General features: G+C 64.5%; 16 protein-coding genes. 2 read left to right on the top strand and 14 right to left on the bottom strand.

What is annotated here, in order from left to right:
* Positions 1–57: 57 nt before the first annotated feature.
* From G7Y49_RS00450 to G7Y49_RS00410, 9 genes are all read right to left on the bottom strand, one after another.
* The gene (locus G7Y49_RS00450; RefSeq protein ID WP_165170132.1) at positions 58–2889 is read right to left on the bottom strand and encodes an EAL domain-containing protein; all 2832 of its coding nucleotides are present in this window, start codon (positions 2887–2889) and stop codon (positions 58–60) included.
* A gap of 1221 nt (positions 2890–4110) precedes the next feature.
* On the bottom strand, positions 4111–4659 hold the full coding sequence (locus tag G7Y49_RS00445) for a GNAT family N-acetyltransferase (protein WP_165170130.1): 549 nt from the start codon (positions 4657–4659) through the stop codon (positions 4111–4113).
* A gap of 116 nt (positions 4660–4775) precedes the next feature.
* Positions 4776–5231 carry a hypothetical protein gene (locus tag G7Y49_RS00440; RefSeq protein ID WP_165170128.1) on the bottom strand — a complete coding sequence of 152 codons (456 nt, stop codon included), beginning with the start codon at positions 5229–5231 and terminating at the stop codon, positions 4776–4778.
* 274 nt (positions 5232–5505) lie between these two features.
* Positions 5506–6807 carry an MFS transporter gene (locus G7Y49_RS00435; protein ID WP_165170126.1) on the bottom strand — a complete coding sequence of 434 codons (1302 nt, stop codon included), beginning with the start codon at positions 6805–6807 and terminating at the stop codon, positions 5506–5508.
* A gap of 96 nt (positions 6808–6903) precedes the next feature.
* Entirely contained in the window at positions 6904–7752 is an 849-nt protein-coding gene (locus tag G7Y49_RS00430; RefSeq protein WP_165170124.1) for a DmsC/YnfH family molybdoenzyme membrane anchor subunit, read from the bottom strand.
* Positions 7731–8309 (bottom strand): 4Fe-4S dicluster domain-containing protein, encoded by a 579-nt coding sequence (locus G7Y49_RS00425; protein ID WP_165170259.1) that lies wholly within the window; start codon positions 8307–8309, stop codon positions 7731–7733. Before G7Y49_RS00425 ends, G7Y49_RS00430 begins: the two co-directional genes overlap by 22 nt.
* Positions 8310–8332: 23 nt before the next feature.
* Positions 8333–10669, bottom strand: a complete 2337-nt coding sequence (locus tag G7Y49_RS00420) for a molybdopterin-dependent oxidoreductase (RefSeq protein WP_165170122.1) — start codon at positions 10667–10669, stop codon at positions 8333–8335.
* A 176-nt stretch (positions 10670–10845) separates the two neighbouring features.
* Positions 10846–11046, bottom strand: a complete 201-nt coding sequence (locus tag G7Y49_RS00415) for a 4Fe-4S binding protein (RefSeq protein ID WP_165170120.1) — start codon at positions 11044–11046, stop codon at positions 10846–10848.
* A complete protein-coding gene (locus G7Y49_RS00410) occupies positions 11043–12011 on the bottom strand; it encodes a LysR family transcriptional regulator (RefSeq protein WP_165170118.1) in 969 nt (322 codons plus the stop codon). The genes G7Y49_RS00415 and G7Y49_RS00410 overlap by 4 nt, the downstream gene beginning before the upstream one ends.
* A 511-nt stretch (positions 12012–12522) precedes the next feature.
* On the opposite strand from G7Y49_RS00410, the gene G7Y49_RS00405 reads away from it, so the two are divergent.
* Both G7Y49_RS00405 and G7Y49_RS00400 read left to right on the top strand, forming a co-directional pair.
* A complete protein-coding gene (locus G7Y49_RS00405; protein ID WP_241157206.1) occupies positions 12523–13188 on the top strand; it encodes a cyclopropane-fatty-acyl-phospholipid synthase family protein in 666 nt (221 codons plus the stop codon).
* A 139-nt stretch (positions 13189–13327) separates the two neighbouring features.
* Complete coding sequence (locus tag G7Y49_RS00400; protein WP_165170114.1) at positions 13328–14149, top strand: MerR family transcriptional regulator; 822 nt, start codon at positions 13328–13330, stop codon at positions 14147–14149.
* A 6-nt stretch (positions 14150–14155) separates the two neighbouring features.
* On the opposite strand, the gene fetB is transcribed toward G7Y49_RS00400, so the two are convergent.
* From fetB to G7Y49_RS12380, 5 genes are all read right to left on the bottom strand, one after another.
* Positions 14156–14956: an iron export ABC transporter permease subunit FetB gene (fetB, locus tag G7Y49_RS00395; RefSeq protein WP_165170112.1), complete on the bottom strand. Its 801-nt coding sequence runs from the start codon at positions 14954–14956 to the stop codon at positions 14156–14158.
* Between the two features lies 1 nt (position 14957).
* Complete coding sequence (locus tag G7Y49_RS00390) at positions 14958–15641, bottom strand: ATP-binding cassette domain-containing protein (RefSeq protein ID WP_165170110.1); 684 nt, start codon at positions 15639–15641, stop codon at positions 14958–14960.
* Positions 15642–15881: 240 nt separating this feature from the next.
* On the bottom strand, positions 15882–16637 hold the full coding sequence (locus G7Y49_RS00385; RefSeq protein WP_165170108.1) for a carboxymuconolactone decarboxylase family protein: 756 nt from the start codon (positions 16635–16637) through the stop codon (positions 15882–15884).
* A gap of 238 nt (positions 16638–16875) precedes the next feature.
* Positions 16876–17430, bottom strand: a complete 555-nt coding sequence (locus tag G7Y49_RS00380) for a cyclophilin-like fold protein (RefSeq protein WP_206214489.1) — start codon at positions 17428–17430, stop codon at positions 16876–16878.
* 21 nt (positions 17431–17451) lie between these two features.
* Entirely contained in the window at positions 17452–18096 is a 645-nt protein-coding gene (locus G7Y49_RS12380) for a sugar O-acetyltransferase (protein ID WP_165170106.1), read from the bottom strand.
* Between the last annotated feature and the right edge of the window lie 6 nt (positions 18097–18102).

Below are 18102 nucleotides of genomic sequence, written 5' to 3'. Positions count from 1 at the left end.
CACGGCCGCGATTCCATCCTGAAGCATCCTAGCAGACATCGGCGCGAGCGTGGGCGCCTAATCCCCTCGGCCTGCGCGGCAGATCTCCGCAAGACCCTCGATCGGGGTGGGCTTGCTGGCGTAGTAGCCCTGGTAGCAGTCGCCCCCCAGCGAGGTGATCAGCTCGCACTGCTCCTGCGTCTCGATGCCCTCCACGCAGGTGCGCAGGCCCGCCTTCCGGGCGCTTTGCACGATGGTCTCCATCAGCGTCAGGCCCTGCTTGCTCTCGAGGGCGCCCAGGAGGAACACGCGGTCCACCTTCAGCTCGTCAACGGGGAGCTGAAGCAGCAGCGCCAAGGAGGACATGCCCGTCCCGAAGTCGTCGAGGGCGATGGTGATGCCGCGCGAGCGGAAGAACCGCAGCTCGTCCTCGAGGAACTCCGGGTCCATGCGGCGGCACCGCTCCGTGAGCTCCAGGCAGAGGTTCTCGGACGGACAGCCCTCTTCCGCGAGGATGCTCAGGACGTCCTCGCGGAAGCCGCCGTGCTTCAGCTGCGTGTCCGCGACGTTGACGTTCAGGATGAAGCTCGGGTCCGCCTGGCGCAAAGGCGCGGTCTCCCGTATCGCCTGGCGGATGATCCAGTTCCCCACCGGGATGAAGGCGGGGTCGTTCTCCAGCCAGGGAATGAAGCTGTCCGGGGAGACCACGCCGTAGGGCTCCTGCCTCCAGCGCAGCAGCGCCTCCGCGCCGATCACCTTCCCCGTGGAGAAGGACACGATGGGCTGGTAGCACAGGAAGAAGTTCCGGCAGCCCTCCATGGCGCTGCGGTGGATCTCCGCGTGCAGCTGGATGTTCTCGACGTTGAGCATCTGGCGGACGTCCTCGCTGAAGACCAGCTCGGTGCTGTGGTTCTCCAGGGACTGCTCCGCAGCGTAGATCAGGCTGCTGCGCACGAGCTGCTCGTTGAGGGGGTGACGGGGGTCGATCTGCACCGCGCCGCCGTATATCCGCAGGGGAACCCGCAGGTTGTCGATCTGGATCTCGTTTTCCGCCACGTGGCGAAGCTGCTGGAAGAACTTCCGCGCCTCGTCTTGGTCGGCGTCGTTCAGGTAGAAGGCGAACCTCGCCCCCTCCAGGCGGAACACCTGCCCCCTGCCCGCGACGAGCCCCTGGAGCTCGATGCCGAAGAGCCGCAGGATCTGGTTTCCGCCCTCATGGCCGTACATGGCGTTGGCGTGGCGGAAGTTGTCGACTCCCACCTTGACCACGCAGGCGCAGAGCCGCTCTTCGATCAGGCGGTGGATGCTCTTGGCGAACTCCGCGTTGGCGTGCAGGCCGGTGACGGGGTCCACGTCGTCGACGATGCCGTGGTTGATGATCGTGCCCGCGAACAGGTCAGGCTCAGCGCCCTCCCCCTTCAGCACCACGCCCCTGCAGGTGCAGACGACGTACTCCCCCAAGCGGTTCTTCACCCGGTACTCCAGGTTGTGGACCTGGCTGTGCCCGCTGAAGACCGACATGATGTCGTCGTGGTACATCTGCCGGTCCTGCGGATGGATGAGGGACTCCCAGATCGTCCCCGCGTCGAACATGTACTCGCCCGGCAGGTTGAAATACTGCACCGCGCCCAGAGACCAGCGGGACACCCCGGTGCTCATGTTGCAGAGGTAGATGTAGCTGCGCTCCGAGGTGCTGGAGAATGCCGCGAACGTTCGGTTCGCCAACCCGGTTGTGTCGAGCTCCTCCGAAGCCGGCTTCTGCTCCTTGGCCAGCATTTGCTCGGGAGACGGCTGATGCTCCTTGAGCGCAGAGCGCGGGATGGGGCCGTGCTTGATCTTGCTCCGCTCCTTGTTCTGGTACATGGCGGAAGTCGCTGCCTGCTCGGCAACGCGGACGCTTTCCCGAGAGGGGTCAAAGCAGACGTACCCCATGGAGACGCGCGGGAAGCGCGGGTCCGCCGCGCGGCGCTCCTCCATGGCGGCGTGGAACTGCTCGTTGAGCGCCTCCATGGAGCCCTCGTCTACGTCGAGGATCACGCAGAACTCGTCACCTTCTATCCGACAGCACTTGCCATGCCGTCCGTAGACCTTGCGGATGGTGTTCCCGATCGTCCGAAGGCACTCATCCCCGTAGTCGCGCCCGAACTCGTCGTTGACGGTCCTGAAGAAGTCCACGTTGAGCAGCTGGATGATCGCGGGCTTCCGCAGCCGCGCCAGCAGGTTCTCGCAGCTGGCGTGGTTGAGCAGCATCGTCTTGCCGTCTAGGCGCTGGAGCATGTCGTTGTAGAAGATGTAGACGAGCGTGATGACGATCGCAACCGTGAGCCAGGCGGTCTTGACGTCCCTGTCCAGCTGGTTCGCAACCACGCCGAGCAGCAGGAAGCCCAGTATCAAAAGGAGCATCGCCCTGTTCTTGCCCTGGCGCTGGCGGCTGACGCGATACCCCGCTCGCAGCACGTGGACGGCGCCGCCCAGGTAGACCACGACGTAGATCCAGTAGAACGGGCCGTGGAGGAACACGCCGTCAGCGTCCACGTAGTAGATGAACCCTCCGAAGGCCGACAGGATCTCCAAGCCGGCGTGGACGACCAGGATGCCGAGGGGCCACCTGTCCTTCAGGGGCACGTCCGCGGTCTGCCGCAGGACCTCCGCGCACAGGAACGGAACGACGGGCGCCGTCGAGAGCTCCACCATCTTCGTCCACACGACGACTTCTCGGTACTCCCCTCCGAACAGGGCGGCCACGCTCCCCGACCACTCTGCGACGATGCCGAGGGCGACGCTGGAGAAGAGCAGCAGAAACTGCCCCTTCTTGCCTTTGGGGAACATGTCGTTCGCGTTCGCCATGAACGCGAGGAGCGCCATGAGGAGCACGACCTCCAGAACGATCACGGTGTAGAAATCCAGCATGACAGCATCACCTCAGCACCCTTATGCCCCCACCATGCGCAGACGGTGCGACGAGGAACGCCCTCCCTCGCTCGCTCGGCCTGCTCATTGGATCGGCAGCAACTCCCAAGCCTCTTTCGAGCTGCGCTTTGCAACGTCGTTTTGAGTGAGCCGCGTCTATGTTTTTTCGCAGTAGATTTTCATGCGGAAACCTTTTGCTCTTGTTCTTGTGGACCACATGATAGACCAACTGGAGCGCGGGAGAACCCGAAGGCAACGCGGAAGGGGTCCCGGAAACGCTGACTGGCACGCCGTGAAAACCGCGTCCCCCCCCCTCACGCCTTTCAGCCGCCCATTCGCGCCTCTCGCGCCGGGGAGATGCGGACAGGCCAACCCGGATAGAGCGATCACACCCGAAGCCCTTCGAGCACATCTGGGCGACACGAGGCAGCACGAGACGACGCAAGGCTGCTGGACAGGACTGCCGGGCGGGGACTCATCATCGATAGTTTTTATGGCAGAGGTTTCTGCGGACTGCCCGGCGCGCACCATCGTACAATCAGCTAGCCGGCAAGGTTCGACGTGGGCGGCGCTTCTGAAAGGAGGTGATCGCCTATGATCGAGAAAGCTCTTTTCATAATGGCCGCTATCGCGGCCATCGGGGAGTTCATCCTCGATGCGTGGAAAGAATGGAGTTCACGATCGAATGACAAGGGTAAGAAAAGGGGGCGGTAGTTCGCGCTACCGCCCTCAAATCCACTACCCGCGCCGCCCGTAACAGCTCAACCAACACGGGCCTTGCCGGCTACCCGCATTGTAGCACCCCGAAACCCCCGTTGTCAGCACACCGCCAGCGAAGAAGCCGTGGAGATTCTCCCGTGCAAGGAGACCGTCGAACTCTACAATGAATTCGGAGACGCGAGCCCGGAGCTTTTCAGGTTTCCCGAAAAGCAAGAATGCCGCCTCGTCTGCTTTGGGGCCCTTGAGACCCCTGAAGTTCAAACCACCGATAACGGCCTCTTTTCATCCACGACTTTGAAAACCTGGCTGGAAAATGCCCGTTGTCGGCGATACGAACCCCGAAAGTCACCGACAACGCGCCATTTCCATCCACTTTTCTCAGAGAATCGCCGATAACGACCTCGTTTCATCCAGAATCACCTGGGAGGTGGATGGAAAACGCCCGTTGTCGGTGGCTAGATCGCAAATGCCCCTAGCTCGATGATTATGCAGTTCAAGACCTCACGCTGACCGCCCGCCAATCCACCGCTCTCTGCTCAGGTAGGTTATGCGCGCGTTGCGGGTTTCACCCATGGGCTTGCAGAGAACGCCCTGCACGTTGCGGTCGAAGACGAACCCCAGCTTCTCCTGCACCCGCTGGGAGTTCGCGTTTCCCTCGTAGTTGCCGCACCAGATGCCGCCAAGCCCCAAGTCCTCGAACGCATGGCGAATGAGCTCGCGAGCCGCCTCGGGGATGAGGCCGCGCCCCCAATAGGGCACCCCGATCCAGTAGCCGAGCTCGGCCTCCCCTTCCGGCAGCGGAACGGTTCCGCCCTCCCCGAACAGCAGGCCTATGCTGCCGACGGGCCTGGCCATCTCCTTCAGCACCACGGCGTAAGTCTCCTCGACGGAGAGGACGTCGCGAATGACTTCGCGGCTGTTCTCGACGCTCGTGTGCGGCGGCCATCCGGCAATGGGCCCCACCGCCGGATCCTTCGCGAAGCGATAGAGATCCTCGGCGTCGCCTTCCTCCCAAGGGCGAAGGACCAGGCGCTCCGTCGTCAAAACCATCGCGCATCCTCCTCAGATCCAGAATCGAAAGCCAGGGCGAAGTCCAGCAGGCCCCGCCTCACCCGCGGCCTACGCCAGCTCCGCAGCCCACACCAGCGCGCAGCCTGCCCCGCAGCCTACGCCAGCCGCGTCTTCTTCGTGACGGGACACACGACGTAGCCGCCGCGCTTCGCGAAGTGGATCATGAACCCGATGCCGGCAAGCGCGAGGGCGATTCCCAGCCCCGTGTAGAAGAAGGCGACGAACCACGTCGGGACCAGCCCGAAGGCGCGCATCGAGATTCCGCCGCCCATCATGACGGCCATGATGGCGTATCCCTTCACGTCGAAGAACCTCAGGACGTGCGTCCTCTCCTCACCGTAGCCGCGGATGCGGTCGGAGTGCTTGCCGACGAGCTTCGAGAACATCAGGTGGAATACCAGGAAGATGAGCGGGATGCCCGCCGCCATGACCCAGGTCGGGGTGCTCCCCTCCAGGCAAGCCGAGACCCCCAGGCGAAGGATGTTCAGCCCGGCGAGAAACCACACCGCGGAAGCGATGGTCAGCAGATATTTCCCTTGAACCCTGAGCATGTCAGCCTCCCCAGAACGTGAGGTGATTATACCCCGACGGCGCGCCAGTTCGACGGCGCGCCGGTTCGCCCACCCAAGATCAGCGATGCAGCTCCCGCCGTCCAGAGCCTTCCCGCAGCCCCCGCCCGGCCAAAAGCCGCCCGCCGTTCCTCCGAGGTCATCTTGGCGCGAAGAAGACGCCTTTCGCGAGAAGCAGCGCTCGGGAGGCAGACAACAGGGCGGGCGCCCGACAAGGCGCCCGCCCCTCCCCTTCATATGCCCTCAGGCGTCTTGGCTAGGCGCGCTTGGGAAAGCGAACGAGGAAGCCTGCCAGCGCGCCGACGGCGCAGATGGCGGCGATGACCGCGAACATGGTCACATACGTGCCCGTCGCGTCAAACGCGATGCCGGCGATGGTGGGCACGAGCCCCGAGAGCAGCGAGAGCAGAAGCAGCACCGTGCCGATGATCTTAGGGAAGTTGGCGATGCCGAAGTAGTTGGCAAACGCCGTGGGCATGACGCTGGTGTTCCCCCCGAACCCGAGGCCCAGCAGGATGTAGTACAGGTACAGCATGACCACGTCGCCCGACTGCGCGAACGCCGCGCACAGGGCGCCGGCGGCGGTGAGGCCGGCGCAGACGCCCAGAATGCGGGCGGGCTCGATGCGGTCGGCCAGAGGCGCGATGACCAGGTTCACCGCAACGGCCGCGATGCCCTGCACGGCCACAGCGCCAGCGATGACCGTGGCGTCGATGCCCAGCCCGCTGAAATGCAGCACCCCGGAAGACACGGCCATGTTCAACGCCACGAAGATGGAGAGCGCCGCGGTCAGGATGAGCCAGAACGCCGGGGTGCGAAACGCCTGGCCCTGCGTCATGGACTGCGCGTTCTTGAACACGCCGCCCTTCTTCGCAGCTGCGCCCGCATCAGCCGGGGCGTCTCCCGCGGCGGCCGTTGCCTCCCGCAGCTGCGCGTCGGTCATCCCGTCGGGGTTCTGGCCCATGTCAGCAGGCTTGTTGCGCATGAGCAAGAACGCCACGACAAGCGACACGGCGCCCATGACGGAGATGAGGAAGAAGCCCATGGGCCAGTTCCCCGCCTCGCCTATGGCGGCGTTGGTGATGAGCGGGAACGAGAACGCGACCACGCCTCCCAGGCCCATGGTCACCGCCATGGCCAGGCCGCGCTTCATGACGAACCAGCTGCCGATGGTGGTCTGCGTCGCCACCTGGCCGCCAAGCGTGCTCGAGAAGCTGAGCAGCACGCCGAACAACACGATGTACGCGGCGGTGGAGGCTCCGGCGAAGAGCCCGAGCAGGATGCCCGTGGCTATGATGAGGACCGAGCCGGCGAGAAACGCGTTCTTAGCCCCGTACTTCTCGACGAACTTGCCGATGAGCGGCCCGGGCAGACCCTGCATGAGGATGAACACCGTGAACCCGATGCCTATCATGGTGCGATCCATTCCCACCGTGGGGTCCAGCGCCATGACGGGAATGGTGATCTGCGCTGCGGCCAGGCCGAAGTTTCCCAGCAGGGCGTACAGCACTGCGGTTACCACCACGACCTTCCAACCATAGAACTTCTTCTCTGCCATAAGATTCCTTCTTTCGAGGAGAGTTGCCTTCAAGGGCGAGGGGAAGGGCGGAAAGGCCGCGCCGTCCCCTCGCAGAGCCCGCAGTTGCGGCGATTCCTACATGTCGAGATTCAGGTCAACCGGATACATGGGGAACATCTTCACCTTGTGAGCGCCCCTGAAGAACAGCATGGTCCAGGCGGCAATGCCGCACGCGCAGCTCAACCATGCGATGACGCACGAGATCACGGGGGCCAAGGGGATGATGAGGAGCGAGAGCAGCATGGTCAGCGGGACGGCGGCCCCCATAACGACCCATGCGATGAAGTAAGGCCGATAGGGCTCCTTCGTGGCCTCGACGTTCACCCCGTAGCCGACCGAGCGCATGCGCGCCACGTAAGCGATCTGGCATGCAACGCAGACGGCGGTCGACGCGACGGCCGCCCACACGAAGACGACGGGGACCAGCCCCACCGAGACGAGCCACAGCACCACCACGCCGATGGTGCCCGCCGAGAGCGCCGTGAGCAGGAACAGCACCAGCACGAAGGGCGTGTTCCAAGCCGGACGCGAGCCCATCTGGTAGGCCAAGCCGGTGCAGACGAGGAACGCCGCAGCCAGGGCGGCGGCGACGGCGCCCGCGAGAAGGCTCGCTTCGCCCAGGTCATACAGCACGCCGTCAAGCCCGCAGGCCAAGAGGGCAACTCCCAGAAACGGCGTGACGATCGCCTCCTGGGCGAGGTGCGACTTCGGGTTCTTGAAGGCGTTGAAGAAGCGCTTCGGGCGCTGCAGGTGGAAGACGGAGGCGATGCCCCCCACCGCCAGCAAGACCAGCGTGATCCACGCTACCACGGAGAGGCCAACGGGGGACCCCACGCAGACGAAGCCAAGGAACGCGCAGATGAACAGGCCCAAGCCCACGCGCTGGCACGTAGTTGACACGATTAGCGGCCAATGGATTTGCATAGCGTCTCAGCTCCCTTCCGAGGCAGGAGGTACACGACCGAGGGCTTGTTGCCGAATTCAGGGTGCACCCGATAGGCTCGATCCTCGTTCTGCGCGAGGACCTGGGACACCTGGCTTTCCGGATCGCCCAAGTCCCCCGCCACGCGGCATCCCGTCGTGCAGGTGTAGGCGCACAGGGGCTGCTCGCCCTTCTCCAAGCGGTGGACGCACAGGATGCACTTCTCCACGATCTTGGTATGGGGATTCAGCGTGCGAGCCTCGTAGGGGCAGGCCCAGATGCAGTACTGGCAGCCGAAGCACAAGCTCGCATCCACCAGCACGACGCCCTCGTCGGTCTGATAGGTCGCCTTCGTGGGGCACACGTCGATGCAGCTGGGGTTCTCGCAGTGCATGCACTGGTTCGGGAAGTAGAACATCTCCAGCTTGTCGGGGAACTCGCCGATGGGCCCCATGCGGTAGACGCGCTCCCAGAACACGCCCAGATCTACGTCGTTCTCCATCTTGCAGGCCACCGCGCATGCCTGGCATCCCGTGCATTTGTCAAGGTCAATGACCATTCCATAGCGTTTATCGGACATAGCTACTCACCGCCCTCCTTCTTCACGATACGGCACAGCGTACTGCGCAGGCCGGGCGTCATGAACTCGTCGTTGTAGGCGCGCGCTCCGGTGATGACGTTCACGTTGCACATGTCATCGGGATACGCCTGCGCCCCGATCGCCGCGCAGCCCTGCCACCAGCCATGGGGAATCACGCACACGCGCGGGTCCACGCCGTCGGTCGGCCGCGCCTTCATGGTGATGCGGCCGGTCGGCGACTCGATCCACACCCATTCGCCGTACTCGACGCCCAGCTCGCGGGCGACGGAGGTATGGAACATGACCTGGGGCTCGGGCACGATCTCCCGCAGGTGCGGAATGCCGCGGTAGGCGGAGTGGTAGTACACCGGGTAGCGTCGGCCGGTCACGCCGATCAGCGGGTACTCCTCGGCGACCTCAGGCGTGGCATACGGGCTCTCCTTCGGCTCGCTCGCCTTCGGGAAGGGGCCCGCCCCCACGGCCAGCTCAGCCACGCAGTACAGCTCAGCGCGGCCCGACGGCGTGGCGAAGCCGTTCTCCTCGAAATGGCGCGACGGCATCATGGGCAGATGATGGATCCACTGCTCCTTGAGCGCATCCCAGGTGATGCCCGCGTGCGTCTGCTCAAGCTGCCAGTCGAACAGCTCCTCGTCAGTCTCCCACGGCCACCACTCGGGATTCAGCCGATGCCCCAGCGTGCGGAAGAACCACACGTCGCTTTTGCGCTCGTAAAGCGGCTCCACGGCCTTCTGCTGGGCGAACACCCACTCGCTGCACACCTCGTCAGCCAGGTAGTCGCGCTCGGTCCAGTGCGTGGAGGGCAGGACCAGGTCAGCCAGCTCGCAGGTAGGCGACATGTAGTAGTCCATGCACACGAGCAGATCCAGGCTCATGAGGGCGCGGCGAACGAACTTCGTGTCCTCCGACCAGGAGAGCGGGTTGCCTTGGACCATGATGTACCCGCGCACGGGATACGGCTCGTCGGTCAGCATGGCGTTGAATATCATGTTGGTGTTGCCCGAGCCGTTCAGGTGCCCCGGCGCCCGCTCGTCAACCATGCGGAGCTCGACCGCTGTCTCGGGGCTGGGGCCGGACAGCGCGAACATCTGGTTCCAGAAGGGCATGCTCAGGTTTCCGCCCTTCTTCTCCAAGTTGCCGCAGATGGCTATGATCATGAGGATCAGCTGGATGGTGTCGCGGCAGTTGGTCTGCTCCTCCACGCCCTGGAACACGTTGATGGTGGCAGCAGGCGCGTTGGCGTAGGTGCGCGCGGACTCGCGAATGACGTCAGCCGGCACCCAGCTCATCTCGCTCGCCCGCTCGGGCGTCCACTCGGCGACCAGGTCCTTGAGAGCCGCCCAGACGGTCTTCACCGGCACTTCGCTTCCGTCGGCAAGCGTCACCATGCCGCGGTACTCCATGTCCTCGTCAACGCCCTTGACGTGGGTGTCCACCAGCTGCCCGCTGGCCCTGTCGAACACGAGCATGCTCTGGGGATTGCCCTCAGGGTCGATGAGCTGGCCGTTGAGGGGCACGTCCGGCCCGTCGATGAGCAGCATGGGGGCGTTGGTGTGCTTCCGGGTGAACTCGTGGTCGTACAGGTCCTCGCCGATGATCACGTTGAGCCACGCCATGGCGACATAGGTGTCCGCCCCCGGGCGCACGCCAAGGAAGTGGTCGGCTTTCGCAGCCAGCGGGTGCTCGAAGAACGGGTCGATGACGATGAGCTTGGCGCCGCGGTCACGCGAGCGGCCGATCTGCCCCGAGCTGTAGGTGGCCTCAGTCCACACCGAGTTGGCTCCCCAGAACACGATGCAGTCGGCGTGGTCGAAGTCGCAGCCGTCGAAGATGGGGAAGCACCCCAGCTGCACGATGGACTGCACCATCATGGGCACCAGGCAGATGTTGCCCGGGGCCAGGCTGTGGTGCACGCGCCCGCCCGCATTGCCCATGCGGGCCGTCCACTGGTTCGTGCCGCGGCCGGTGCCCTGGCCGAAGGCTATCGCCTCGGCGCCGTGCTCGTCGGTGATGGCGCGGATGCGCCCCTCCAGCCAGTCAAGCGCCTCGTCCCAGGTGATCCGCTCCCAGTCTCCTGCGCCGCGCTCGCCCTTGCGCCTCAACGGCCAGCGCAAGCGCTCCGGATCGTAGAGAATCTTCTTCGCCGACAGGCCTTTGCTGCACAGCCTCCCCTCGCTTCGCGGGTCTTCGGGGTTGCCCTTCACGCTCACAAGCTCCCCGTCCTTGTTCACCTCGCACAGGACCCCGCATTTGGCATGGCATTCGAAGCAGTTGGTCTTCACCAGTTTGCCCCCGTCGGGCAATGGGATTACCGAGCCCATCCGTCCTCCTCTCGTCGAAATGCCCTTGACGAGCATTATCGAGGGGACGAGAATCGGCGACAAACAACGAGCAGCGGTTGGCCCCACAAGGAAATGTTGTATGGGGTGACCTCGGCAGACGCAGGCGAGCCTGAGACCGCGCGCTGCGCGCCAGGCAAAGCCGCCTTATAGGGATCCTAGCGGAAGAGGCCGCGCCTCTTCACGATCGCCCGCAGCTTGCACGCCTGGACGCACGCGCCGCAGCGATCGCAGAGCGCCTGGTCTATCTCGAAGCTCCGATCCGCGTTCCGAAGGACCGCGCTGGCGGGGCACGCCTTCGCGCATGACCCGCACGCACGGCATATCCCCTGGTCGATTACGTAGCGAAACGCCTTCACGAATTCACCTCCCCACCTGACGCGTCCGCCGCGAGCGCCGATGCCGTCCCGTGACGCTCGAGGTAGGTTGAGCAGGACAGGCTCAGATACTGCCGCATGAACCGAGCGAAGCGCGCCGCCGGCCCGCTTTCGTCGGCAACTCCCAGCATCCCCACCCGGAACAGGACCTCCGGGCGAATGGGCCGCACCACGGTGTTGGGATCCGGACGGTCGAGGAACGTCGAGAGCGAGTCGGTGAACGTTATCATCTCACCGGAAGCAACGGCTCGCCCGATCATGGCGAGGTTAGACGTCAGCAGCTGGATGTTGGGGTGGCCTCCCGCCATGATGTGGGTGAGGATGCGCATGAGGAACTCCTCGCAATAGCAGGCAATCGGCATGGAGCCCAGGTCTTCGGGCGTCGCGTGCCCCCGGCTGGCGAGGGGGTGGGAGGCGGCGCACGCCACCATGAGCTCGCACTCCACCAACGGGTTGAAATCGTCCACTACCCGCTGGTCGATGCCCTCCGCAAACGAAGGAAGCGCCACCAGGAACAACGCGCCCGATTCGTCTTGGGCGTACATGCGGGCGATCTCGAGCAGGCTCTGCTCCACGATGCGCAGCCGAGGGCCGACCGCCATGGAGTCGTACTCGGAGAACATCGCATCCAGGCGGTTGGTGACGAAGGGCATGGACACGACGGTGAGCTGCTCGCCCTCCCACCTCTGGTCCCCCAGCGCCGCCGCCACCTGCACCCGTCGATAGGCGTCGAGGAGAGCCTGGACCTCCTTGGCAATGGCCTGGCCCGCGCCCGTAAGCTGAAGCCCCGTCGGCGTGCGGTCGAACAGCGCAACCTCCAGCTCCGCCTCAAGGCCCTTGATGGCGGCCGAGGCGCCTTGCTGGGAGATGTAATGCTGGCGAGCCGCATGGGAGATGGACCGATACTGGGCTACGGAAAGAAACAACGCCAACGTCTCAACGCGCATGGACACCCCTCCATAAGCTCGCGGACCAGGAAAGCCGAGTTGCCGGAAAACGAGAACCTCCACGGCGATGAATCAAGGCAAACGGAAGTCACTTGAGCAGTCTAGCACGGTTGCGATGCGCGCATCAAAGAGGATGGGCTGATCGTGGAATTGCCTGGGCAGGGCAGCGTATGGCGGGCACAGAGGGCGAGGTGCGGCAGGGCGGGGCAGGGCGAGGCGGGCGCGGCAGGGCAGACGCCGCAAGGCAGGACATGGCGCGCCCTTGAAAACCGCTGCGTCCCGCCGTAGAATAGGGCCGTTGTAAAACCAAGTCCTTCAAGGGGATGTCTTTTTGGTCATTGTTCTGTAGAAGAACGCCAACCGAATAGCTCTTATCGAGAACGGCCGTCAGGTCGCACGGTTGGTGTTCGCCTCATTCGACTCCATTCATGCGAAACTACAGAAAGAGACAACGATGAACCACTTCCCCAAATCAGGGACGTTCCCTCCAAGCGTCGTCAAATCCAAGATCATGGGCCCCAACCCCCTGAAGCTCTGCGAGGAGCTCCTTCGCGAGCATGAGATCCCGCGAGGCGCCGTGGTGCTCGACCTCGGCTCGGGCACGGGCATCACCTCGTGCATGCTGGCCCGCGAGTACGGCTTTGCCACCTATGCCGTCGACCTGTGGAGCGACCCCGGCGAGAACATGCGCTTCTTCGAGGAGATGGGGCTGTCCAACCGGCAGATCTGCCCCGTCAAGGCCGACGCCTCGCAGGGGCTGCCCTTCGCCACGGAGTTCTTCGACGCAGTCGTCAGCATCGACTCCTACAACTACTTCGGCCGCGACTCCGCGTACCTGGGCGAGAAGCTCCTGCCGCACGTCAAGCGCGGCGGGCTTCTGTACTTCGCCATCCCCGGCATGGTGCGAGACTGCCACGACAACCTGCCTCCCGAGCTGCTGCTGAGCTGGACGCCCGAGCAGCTGGAGTACATGCATGACATGGACTGGTGGCGCGCCATGATCGAGCCCACGCGCGGCGTGCGCATCGAGCGCATAGCCCCCTTGAGCTGCCATGATGAGGCGTGGGCGGATTGGCTCGCCTGCGACAACGAGTACGCCGCCGGCGACCGCGCCTCGATGGAGGCCGACGCGGGCAGGCTGCTGAACAGCATCGGCATCGTGCTGAGAAGGCTGTAAGGAAAAAAGCCCGGCGGCCGGCGCGCCTCGTCGCCGGCCGCCGCCGCTTCGCGCGAGTAAGAGATAATTGAAAAACGCTCCTTGACTCTCCCGCTGCGGGAGGGATGAGACTGGTGGCATCGCGAGAGAAAGGCAAGGCATGTTCCGCATCGGCGAGTTCTCGAAGATGGCCATGACCACGGTGAAGACGCTGCGCTACTACGACGAGGTGGGGCTTCTGAAGCCGCGCGCGGTGGACCGGTTCACGGGCTACCGGCTCTACGACGCGGCACAGCTCGTGGACCTGCACCGCATCCAGTCGCTTCGCCAGGCGGGGCTTCCCATCGGCCAGGTCGCCCGCATCGCATCCGGAGGCGATGCGGAGGAGATACTGCGACATCACGCCACGGAGCTCGAGCAGGAGATCGCCGAGCGGCAGGCCATGCTCTCTCGCGTCCAGTTCATTCTGAAGGAGAACAAGGAGGGCACCATGCCATACACGACGACGGTGAAGCACATCCCCGAGCAGATCATCTACTGCAAGGAGTACACGATGCGCACGTTCGCGGACTACTTCAGGGAGATGCCGGCGCTCGGCGAGAAGCTGCGCGCAAAGTATCCTGACCTCAGGTGCGCCACGCCCAAGTACTGCTACACGGTGAACCTCGACCGCGAGTGGCGCGAGACGGACAACCACATCCTCTACTGCGAGGCCGTGACCGAGCTGAAGGACGACTTCGACGGGATCCGCTTTATGGTGGCGCCCGCGCTCGACGTGGCCTCGGTGATGCACCAGGGTCCCTACGAGGACATGGGACCCGCGTTCGCCCACGCGCTCGAATGGGTCGAGCAGAACGGATACGAGGTCGCCGGCGATCCCCGCACGAGCTACATCGACGGCATCTGGAACAAGGACGACGTATCCGAGTGGCTGACCGAGGTCCAGATCCCCATCCGCAAGACCGCGGAGCCCCAAGCGTAGCGAAAGCTACTGCTCGTCGCGCAGCGCGGGAGAGAGGAAGCACCCGTCTGGCGTGAAGCGCTTGCGATAGGTGGTGAAGCAGATCGCGACGATGGCCAAGGTCGTGGCCGCGGAGATCATGAGCAAGACGACGATCTGGTACTTCGCCGCGATCATGGGGTCGGCGCCGGCAAGCACCTGCCCGGACATCATGCCGGGGATCTGGACGATCCCCGCTGCTGACATGGTGGCGAGGGCGGGGGTGAGGCCCGACCCTATCGCCGAGCGGATCGAGGGGAACGCCGCCTCCCTCGGCGTGGAGCCGAGCGCCAGATACGCCATGATCTCGTCGGAGCGCGCGTCCATGTCCGAGAAGAGCCGGTCGATCGCCACGGCAGTCGCGCTCAGGGTGTTGCCGAGCACCATTCCCGATATCGGCACGAGCACGCGCGCGTCATACCAGGGCGAGGCGTGGACGATGGCCTCGACCACGGTGAACGCCACGATCATCGACGACAGGAAGATCGAGCCGAACACCTCCGGCCAGATGCGCAGCGCCTTGCCCTTCACGCGCCCCATGGCGATCTGCGTGGCGGCAAGCGCCATCCCCACGAGCACGAGGCAGACGAGCCACCACGACTGGTACTTGAACAGGTAGACGAGGAGCAGCCCCATCGCCAGAAGCTGCAGGAAGCAGCGGACGGTGGCGACCACGATGGCCTTGGTCTGCCTGAGCCTGAGCGACCACGCGACGACGGCCGCCACGAGCATGAAGGCCGCGGCTCCGAAGAGCTCCAGATACCCGATGTCGATGACGCCTGCGTCCACCTTACGCCCCCTCTTCCGCGTGGTCGAGCTGAGTGATCTTGCCGCGCTCCAACTTGAGCGTCCTGTCGGCCGCGCCATCAGGGGGCCTGTGGCGGATGCGCAGGCACGTCGTGCTGTCGCGAACCAGCCTGCGCGTGAGGCGGGAAACCGACCGCGCCGTGCCGTCGTCGAGCGCGGCGTCAACCTCGTCGAGCAGAAGAACGTCCGGCTTGGTCGCGAAGGCGCGCAGGAGCGCGACCCGGGCGAGCTCGCCGCCCGACAGCTGCGCAGCGTCCCGGTCGAGGCCCACGTCGCCGAGGGAGGCTTCGCCCATGAGCGAGCGAAGCGCCTCGTCGCTGGGCGGGTTGTCGCTTCGGCGGACCCGCAGGCTCCAGGGAAGCAGGAGGTTGTCGCGCACGGTGCCGGGGATGACGGTGGGCTTCTGCGGCACGTAGCAGACGCGCCTCCGCCATTCCTCCGGCGAGAGCGAGCCCGCGTCAACCCCCTTGAGCGAAAGGGCGCCGCTCGCCTTGGGAAGGAGGCGCGCGCAAGCGCAGAGCAGGCTCGACTTGCCCGACCCCGAAGGGCCCACGAGGTCTGCGACCTGCCCCTCCAAAAGCTCGAAGCTGATGCCGTTGAAAGGCTCGAACGGGATGCCGTTTCGCCCATAGGATACCGTGAGCCCTCTTACCTCGAAAAACGCCATCTGAGCTGACCTCCACGCGTCCTTTGCGACAAAGATTACGAACAGCGCATGCGCTTGAGAACAAGCCGCTCCAAATCTTACTATTCATGGAGGGGCAAAGGAACCCGGCACACGCGATCACTTCAGCGTCGAAGGGCAGAATCGGGCTTTGCCCGCAAAGCCCGATTCTACGGCAATCGCGAAAGGGCAGGGGAAGGGCGCAGCGGCGGCGCCTCCCTCGAGGCTTTCGCAGAGGCTTCCTCAGAGGTTTTCGTACTCAGCTTCGCTTACCGGCTCGAGCCACTCGTTGGACGCGTCAGCCCCCTCGATCTCGAAGGCCAGGTGAGAGAACCAGCTGTCAGCAGCCGCGCCATGCCAGTGCTTCACGTTCGCAGGGATGTGGATGACGTCGCCCGGCAGCATCTTCTGGGCAGGCTTCCCCCACTCCTGGTACCAGCCGCGACCGGCGACGCAGACGAGCATCTGCCCGCCGCCCTCGCTCGCATGATGGACATGCCAGTTGTTGCGGCACCCCGGCTCGAAGGTCACGTTGAAGAACGCCACCTGCTCCGTGGAGACAGGCGCAAGGTAGCTGTTCCCGACGAAATACTGGGCATACGCCGCATTGGGCTCGCCGATGGGGAAGATGCAGGTGCGCTCATGGGCGGCGCGCCCGCCCTCTTCCTCCGTTGGCTCTTCGGCCCAGACCTTCGCAGCCATGCGGAAGGCGGCCCATGCCTTGGGCCAACCGGCGTAGAAGGCGGCATGGGTGAGTATCTCGGCTATCTCGGATTTCGTGATGCCGTTGTTCTTGGCGCTGATCAGGTGATACTCGAAAGACGGGTCAACGAGGCCCTGTGCCATGAGCGACACCACGGTCACCAGGCTGCGGTCGCGGAGGGAGAGCTTGTCCTGTCGGTTCCACACCTCGCCGAACAAGACGTCGTCGTTCAGGCGCGCGAACTCAGGTGCGAAATTCCCCAGCTGCTCGCGCCCTGCGGTCTGCTTGATTGCCATGGTTACCATCTCTTCCTTCCCTTGTGACGCTATTATCTGCCAGCCACCATTATAAGGCTGCGCCGTGCTCCGTCGAGCGCTTCATAGGCCCCCTCCGACGAGCTCGGCAAACACGGATTCTAGAGCTAGAGGCGCGAAAGCCCGCCGGGCATCATCCCCGTGGATCTGGGCAGGGGAAACCTGCGCAACCGTCTCTCATCCTTTTCCGCGGGCTCTGCCTAGCCTGATTGCCATTACATCAGGCCAGCGTGAATCTTGCGCTTACCGATCCGCTTCCAACCGCAGCAGCCAAGCCCGACGCGTCGGAGACTCTGCCGATCCTCGTATAGGAGTACGCGGTCTGATGCGGCTCGTAGAACACAACGAGACAGTTGTCGCCATAGAGCATCACGTCGCCCGCCTCTATGGTGCCCGGGCTTGCCGGACTCGCAGGTAACGCCGCGTCGAGGTAGACGTACTTCTCGTTGCCGTTCAGCTCGGACATCTCCGCCTCCATGGGGAGCGTTGCCGCGAAGGCCGCCGTCGTCTCGTTGTCAGCCAGATCGATGCTGAACTGCACGTCGTCGATCGTCATCACCGCTGTTGCAGCCGACTGCTGCATCGGAAGCCCCTCCTTCTGCCCAGCGCCTTTCAGCTCTTCGCGCTCGCCTTCTTGCGCTTCCGCCTGCACGCCAGAGGACTGGCCGTCAGCCGGACTGCCGCCGCCTTCGCTGCCCGATCCCGCGCATCCCGCGAGAACGAGAACGCCGAGAAGGAGAGCGGCTGAGACGATGCGCGTGACTGCCTTGGCCATGGTGCTCACCTACGCCCCCCGTCAGACGGCTTGCGGCCGAGCTGCCGCGTCTCTTCCTGGCGCCGAAGAGGGAGGCAGCGGCTCCTGGGAGCCCGAAGGCGCGTCGATCTTCTTGATGGGCTTGGCGGGGACGCCGCCGACCACGGTCATGGCCGGGACGTCCTTCGTGACAACCGCGCCCGCCGCAACCACCGAACCGCGTCCGATGCGAACGCCAGGAAGCACGATGGCGCCCGACCCGATCCAGACGTCCTCTTCGATGCGTATGGGCGCAGGCTCGAGGCTTGAGCGCCTGGCAGGGTCGAGCGGGTGGTTGAGCGTTGCCAGGACCACGTTGTGCCCGATGAGCGCGCGGTCGCCGATATAGATGCCGCCCTGGTCCTGGAACTTGCAGCCGCTGTTGATGAACACGCTCTTCCCCAGATGGATGTTCTTCCCACAGTCCGCGTTGAACGGCGGGAACAGGGCAAAGCCCTCTGGGACAGGGCGGCCCGTCAGCTCCGCGAAGAGCATCGTGAGCTCTTCGGGCGTGTGGTAGGAGGAGTTGATGTCGGCGCAGATGCGAATGGCCTCTTGGCTGACCAGGTGCATGAACTCGTGCATCTCCGATCCGCCGTCGACCGTCTTTCCGCTGTTCAAATGGTCAAGGTAGTCTTCAAGCTCCATGACGTC

It is taken from the genome of Adlercreutzia sp. ZJ242 (assembly GCF_011038995.1).
Classification (GTDB): domain Bacteria; phylum Actinomycetota; class Coriobacteriia; order Coriobacteriales; family Eggerthellaceae; genus CAAEEV01.
Note: the sequence above shows the minus strand (reverse complement) of the source record. Positions and strands in the feature narration are given on the sequence as shown.

Bases quoted from the DNA above. Each gene is read 5' to 3' on its own strand.
- G7Y49_RS00450 (WP_165170132.1), bottom strand. From the start codon at position 2,889: ATGCTGGATTTCTACACCGTGATCGTTCTGGAGGTCGTGCTCCTCATG.
- G7Y49_RS00445 (WP_165170130.1), bottom strand. From the start codon at position 4,659: ATGGTTTTGACGACGGAGCGCCTGGTCCTTCGCCCTTGGGAGGAAGGC.
- G7Y49_RS00440 (WP_165170128.1), bottom strand. From the start codon at position 5,231: ATGCTCAGGGTTCAAGGGAAATATCTGCTGACCATCGCTTCCGCGGTG.
- G7Y49_RS00435 (WP_165170126.1), bottom strand. From the start codon at position 6,807: ATGGCAGAGAAGAAGTTCTATGGTTGGAAGGTCGTGGTGGTAACCGCA.
- G7Y49_RS00430 (WP_165170124.1), bottom strand. From the start codon at position 7,752: ATGCAAATCCATTGGCCGCTAATCGTGTCAACTACGTGCCAGCGCGTG.
- G7Y49_RS00425 (WP_165170259.1), bottom strand. From the start codon at position 8,309: ATGGTCATTGACCTTGACAAATGCACGGGATGCCAGGCATGCGCGGTG.
- G7Y49_RS00420 (WP_165170122.1), bottom strand. From the start codon at position 10,669: ATGGGCTCGGTAATCCCATTGCCCGACGGGGGCAAACTGGTGAAGACC.
- G7Y49_RS00410 (WP_165170118.1), bottom strand. From the start codon at position 12,011: ATGCGCGTTGAGACGTTGGCGTTGTTTCTTTCCGTAGCCCAGTATCGG.
- G7Y49_RS00405 (WP_241157206.1), top strand. From the start codon at position 12,523: ATGGGCCCCAACCCCCTGAAGCTCTGCGAGGAGCTCCTTCGCGAGCAT.
- G7Y49_RS00400 (WP_165170114.1), top strand. From the start codon at position 13,328: ATGTTCCGCATCGGCGAGTTCTCGAAGATGGCCATGACCACGGTGAAG.
- G7Y49_RS00390 (WP_165170110.1), bottom strand. From the start codon at position 15,641: ATGGCGTTTTTCGAGGTAAGAGGGCTCACGGTATCCTATGGGCGAAAC.
- G7Y49_RS00385 (WP_165170108.1), bottom strand. From the start codon at position 16,637: ATGGCAATCAAGCAGACCGCAGGGCGCGAGCAGCTGGGGAATTTCGCA.
- G7Y49_RS00380 (WP_206214489.1), bottom strand. From the start codon at position 17,430: ATGGCCAAGGCAGTCACGCGCATCGTCTCAGCCGCTCTCCTTCTCGGC.
- G7Y49_RS12380 (WP_165170106.1), bottom strand. From the start codon at position 18,096: ATGGAGCTTGAAGACTACCTTGACCATTTGAACAGCGGAAAGACGGTC.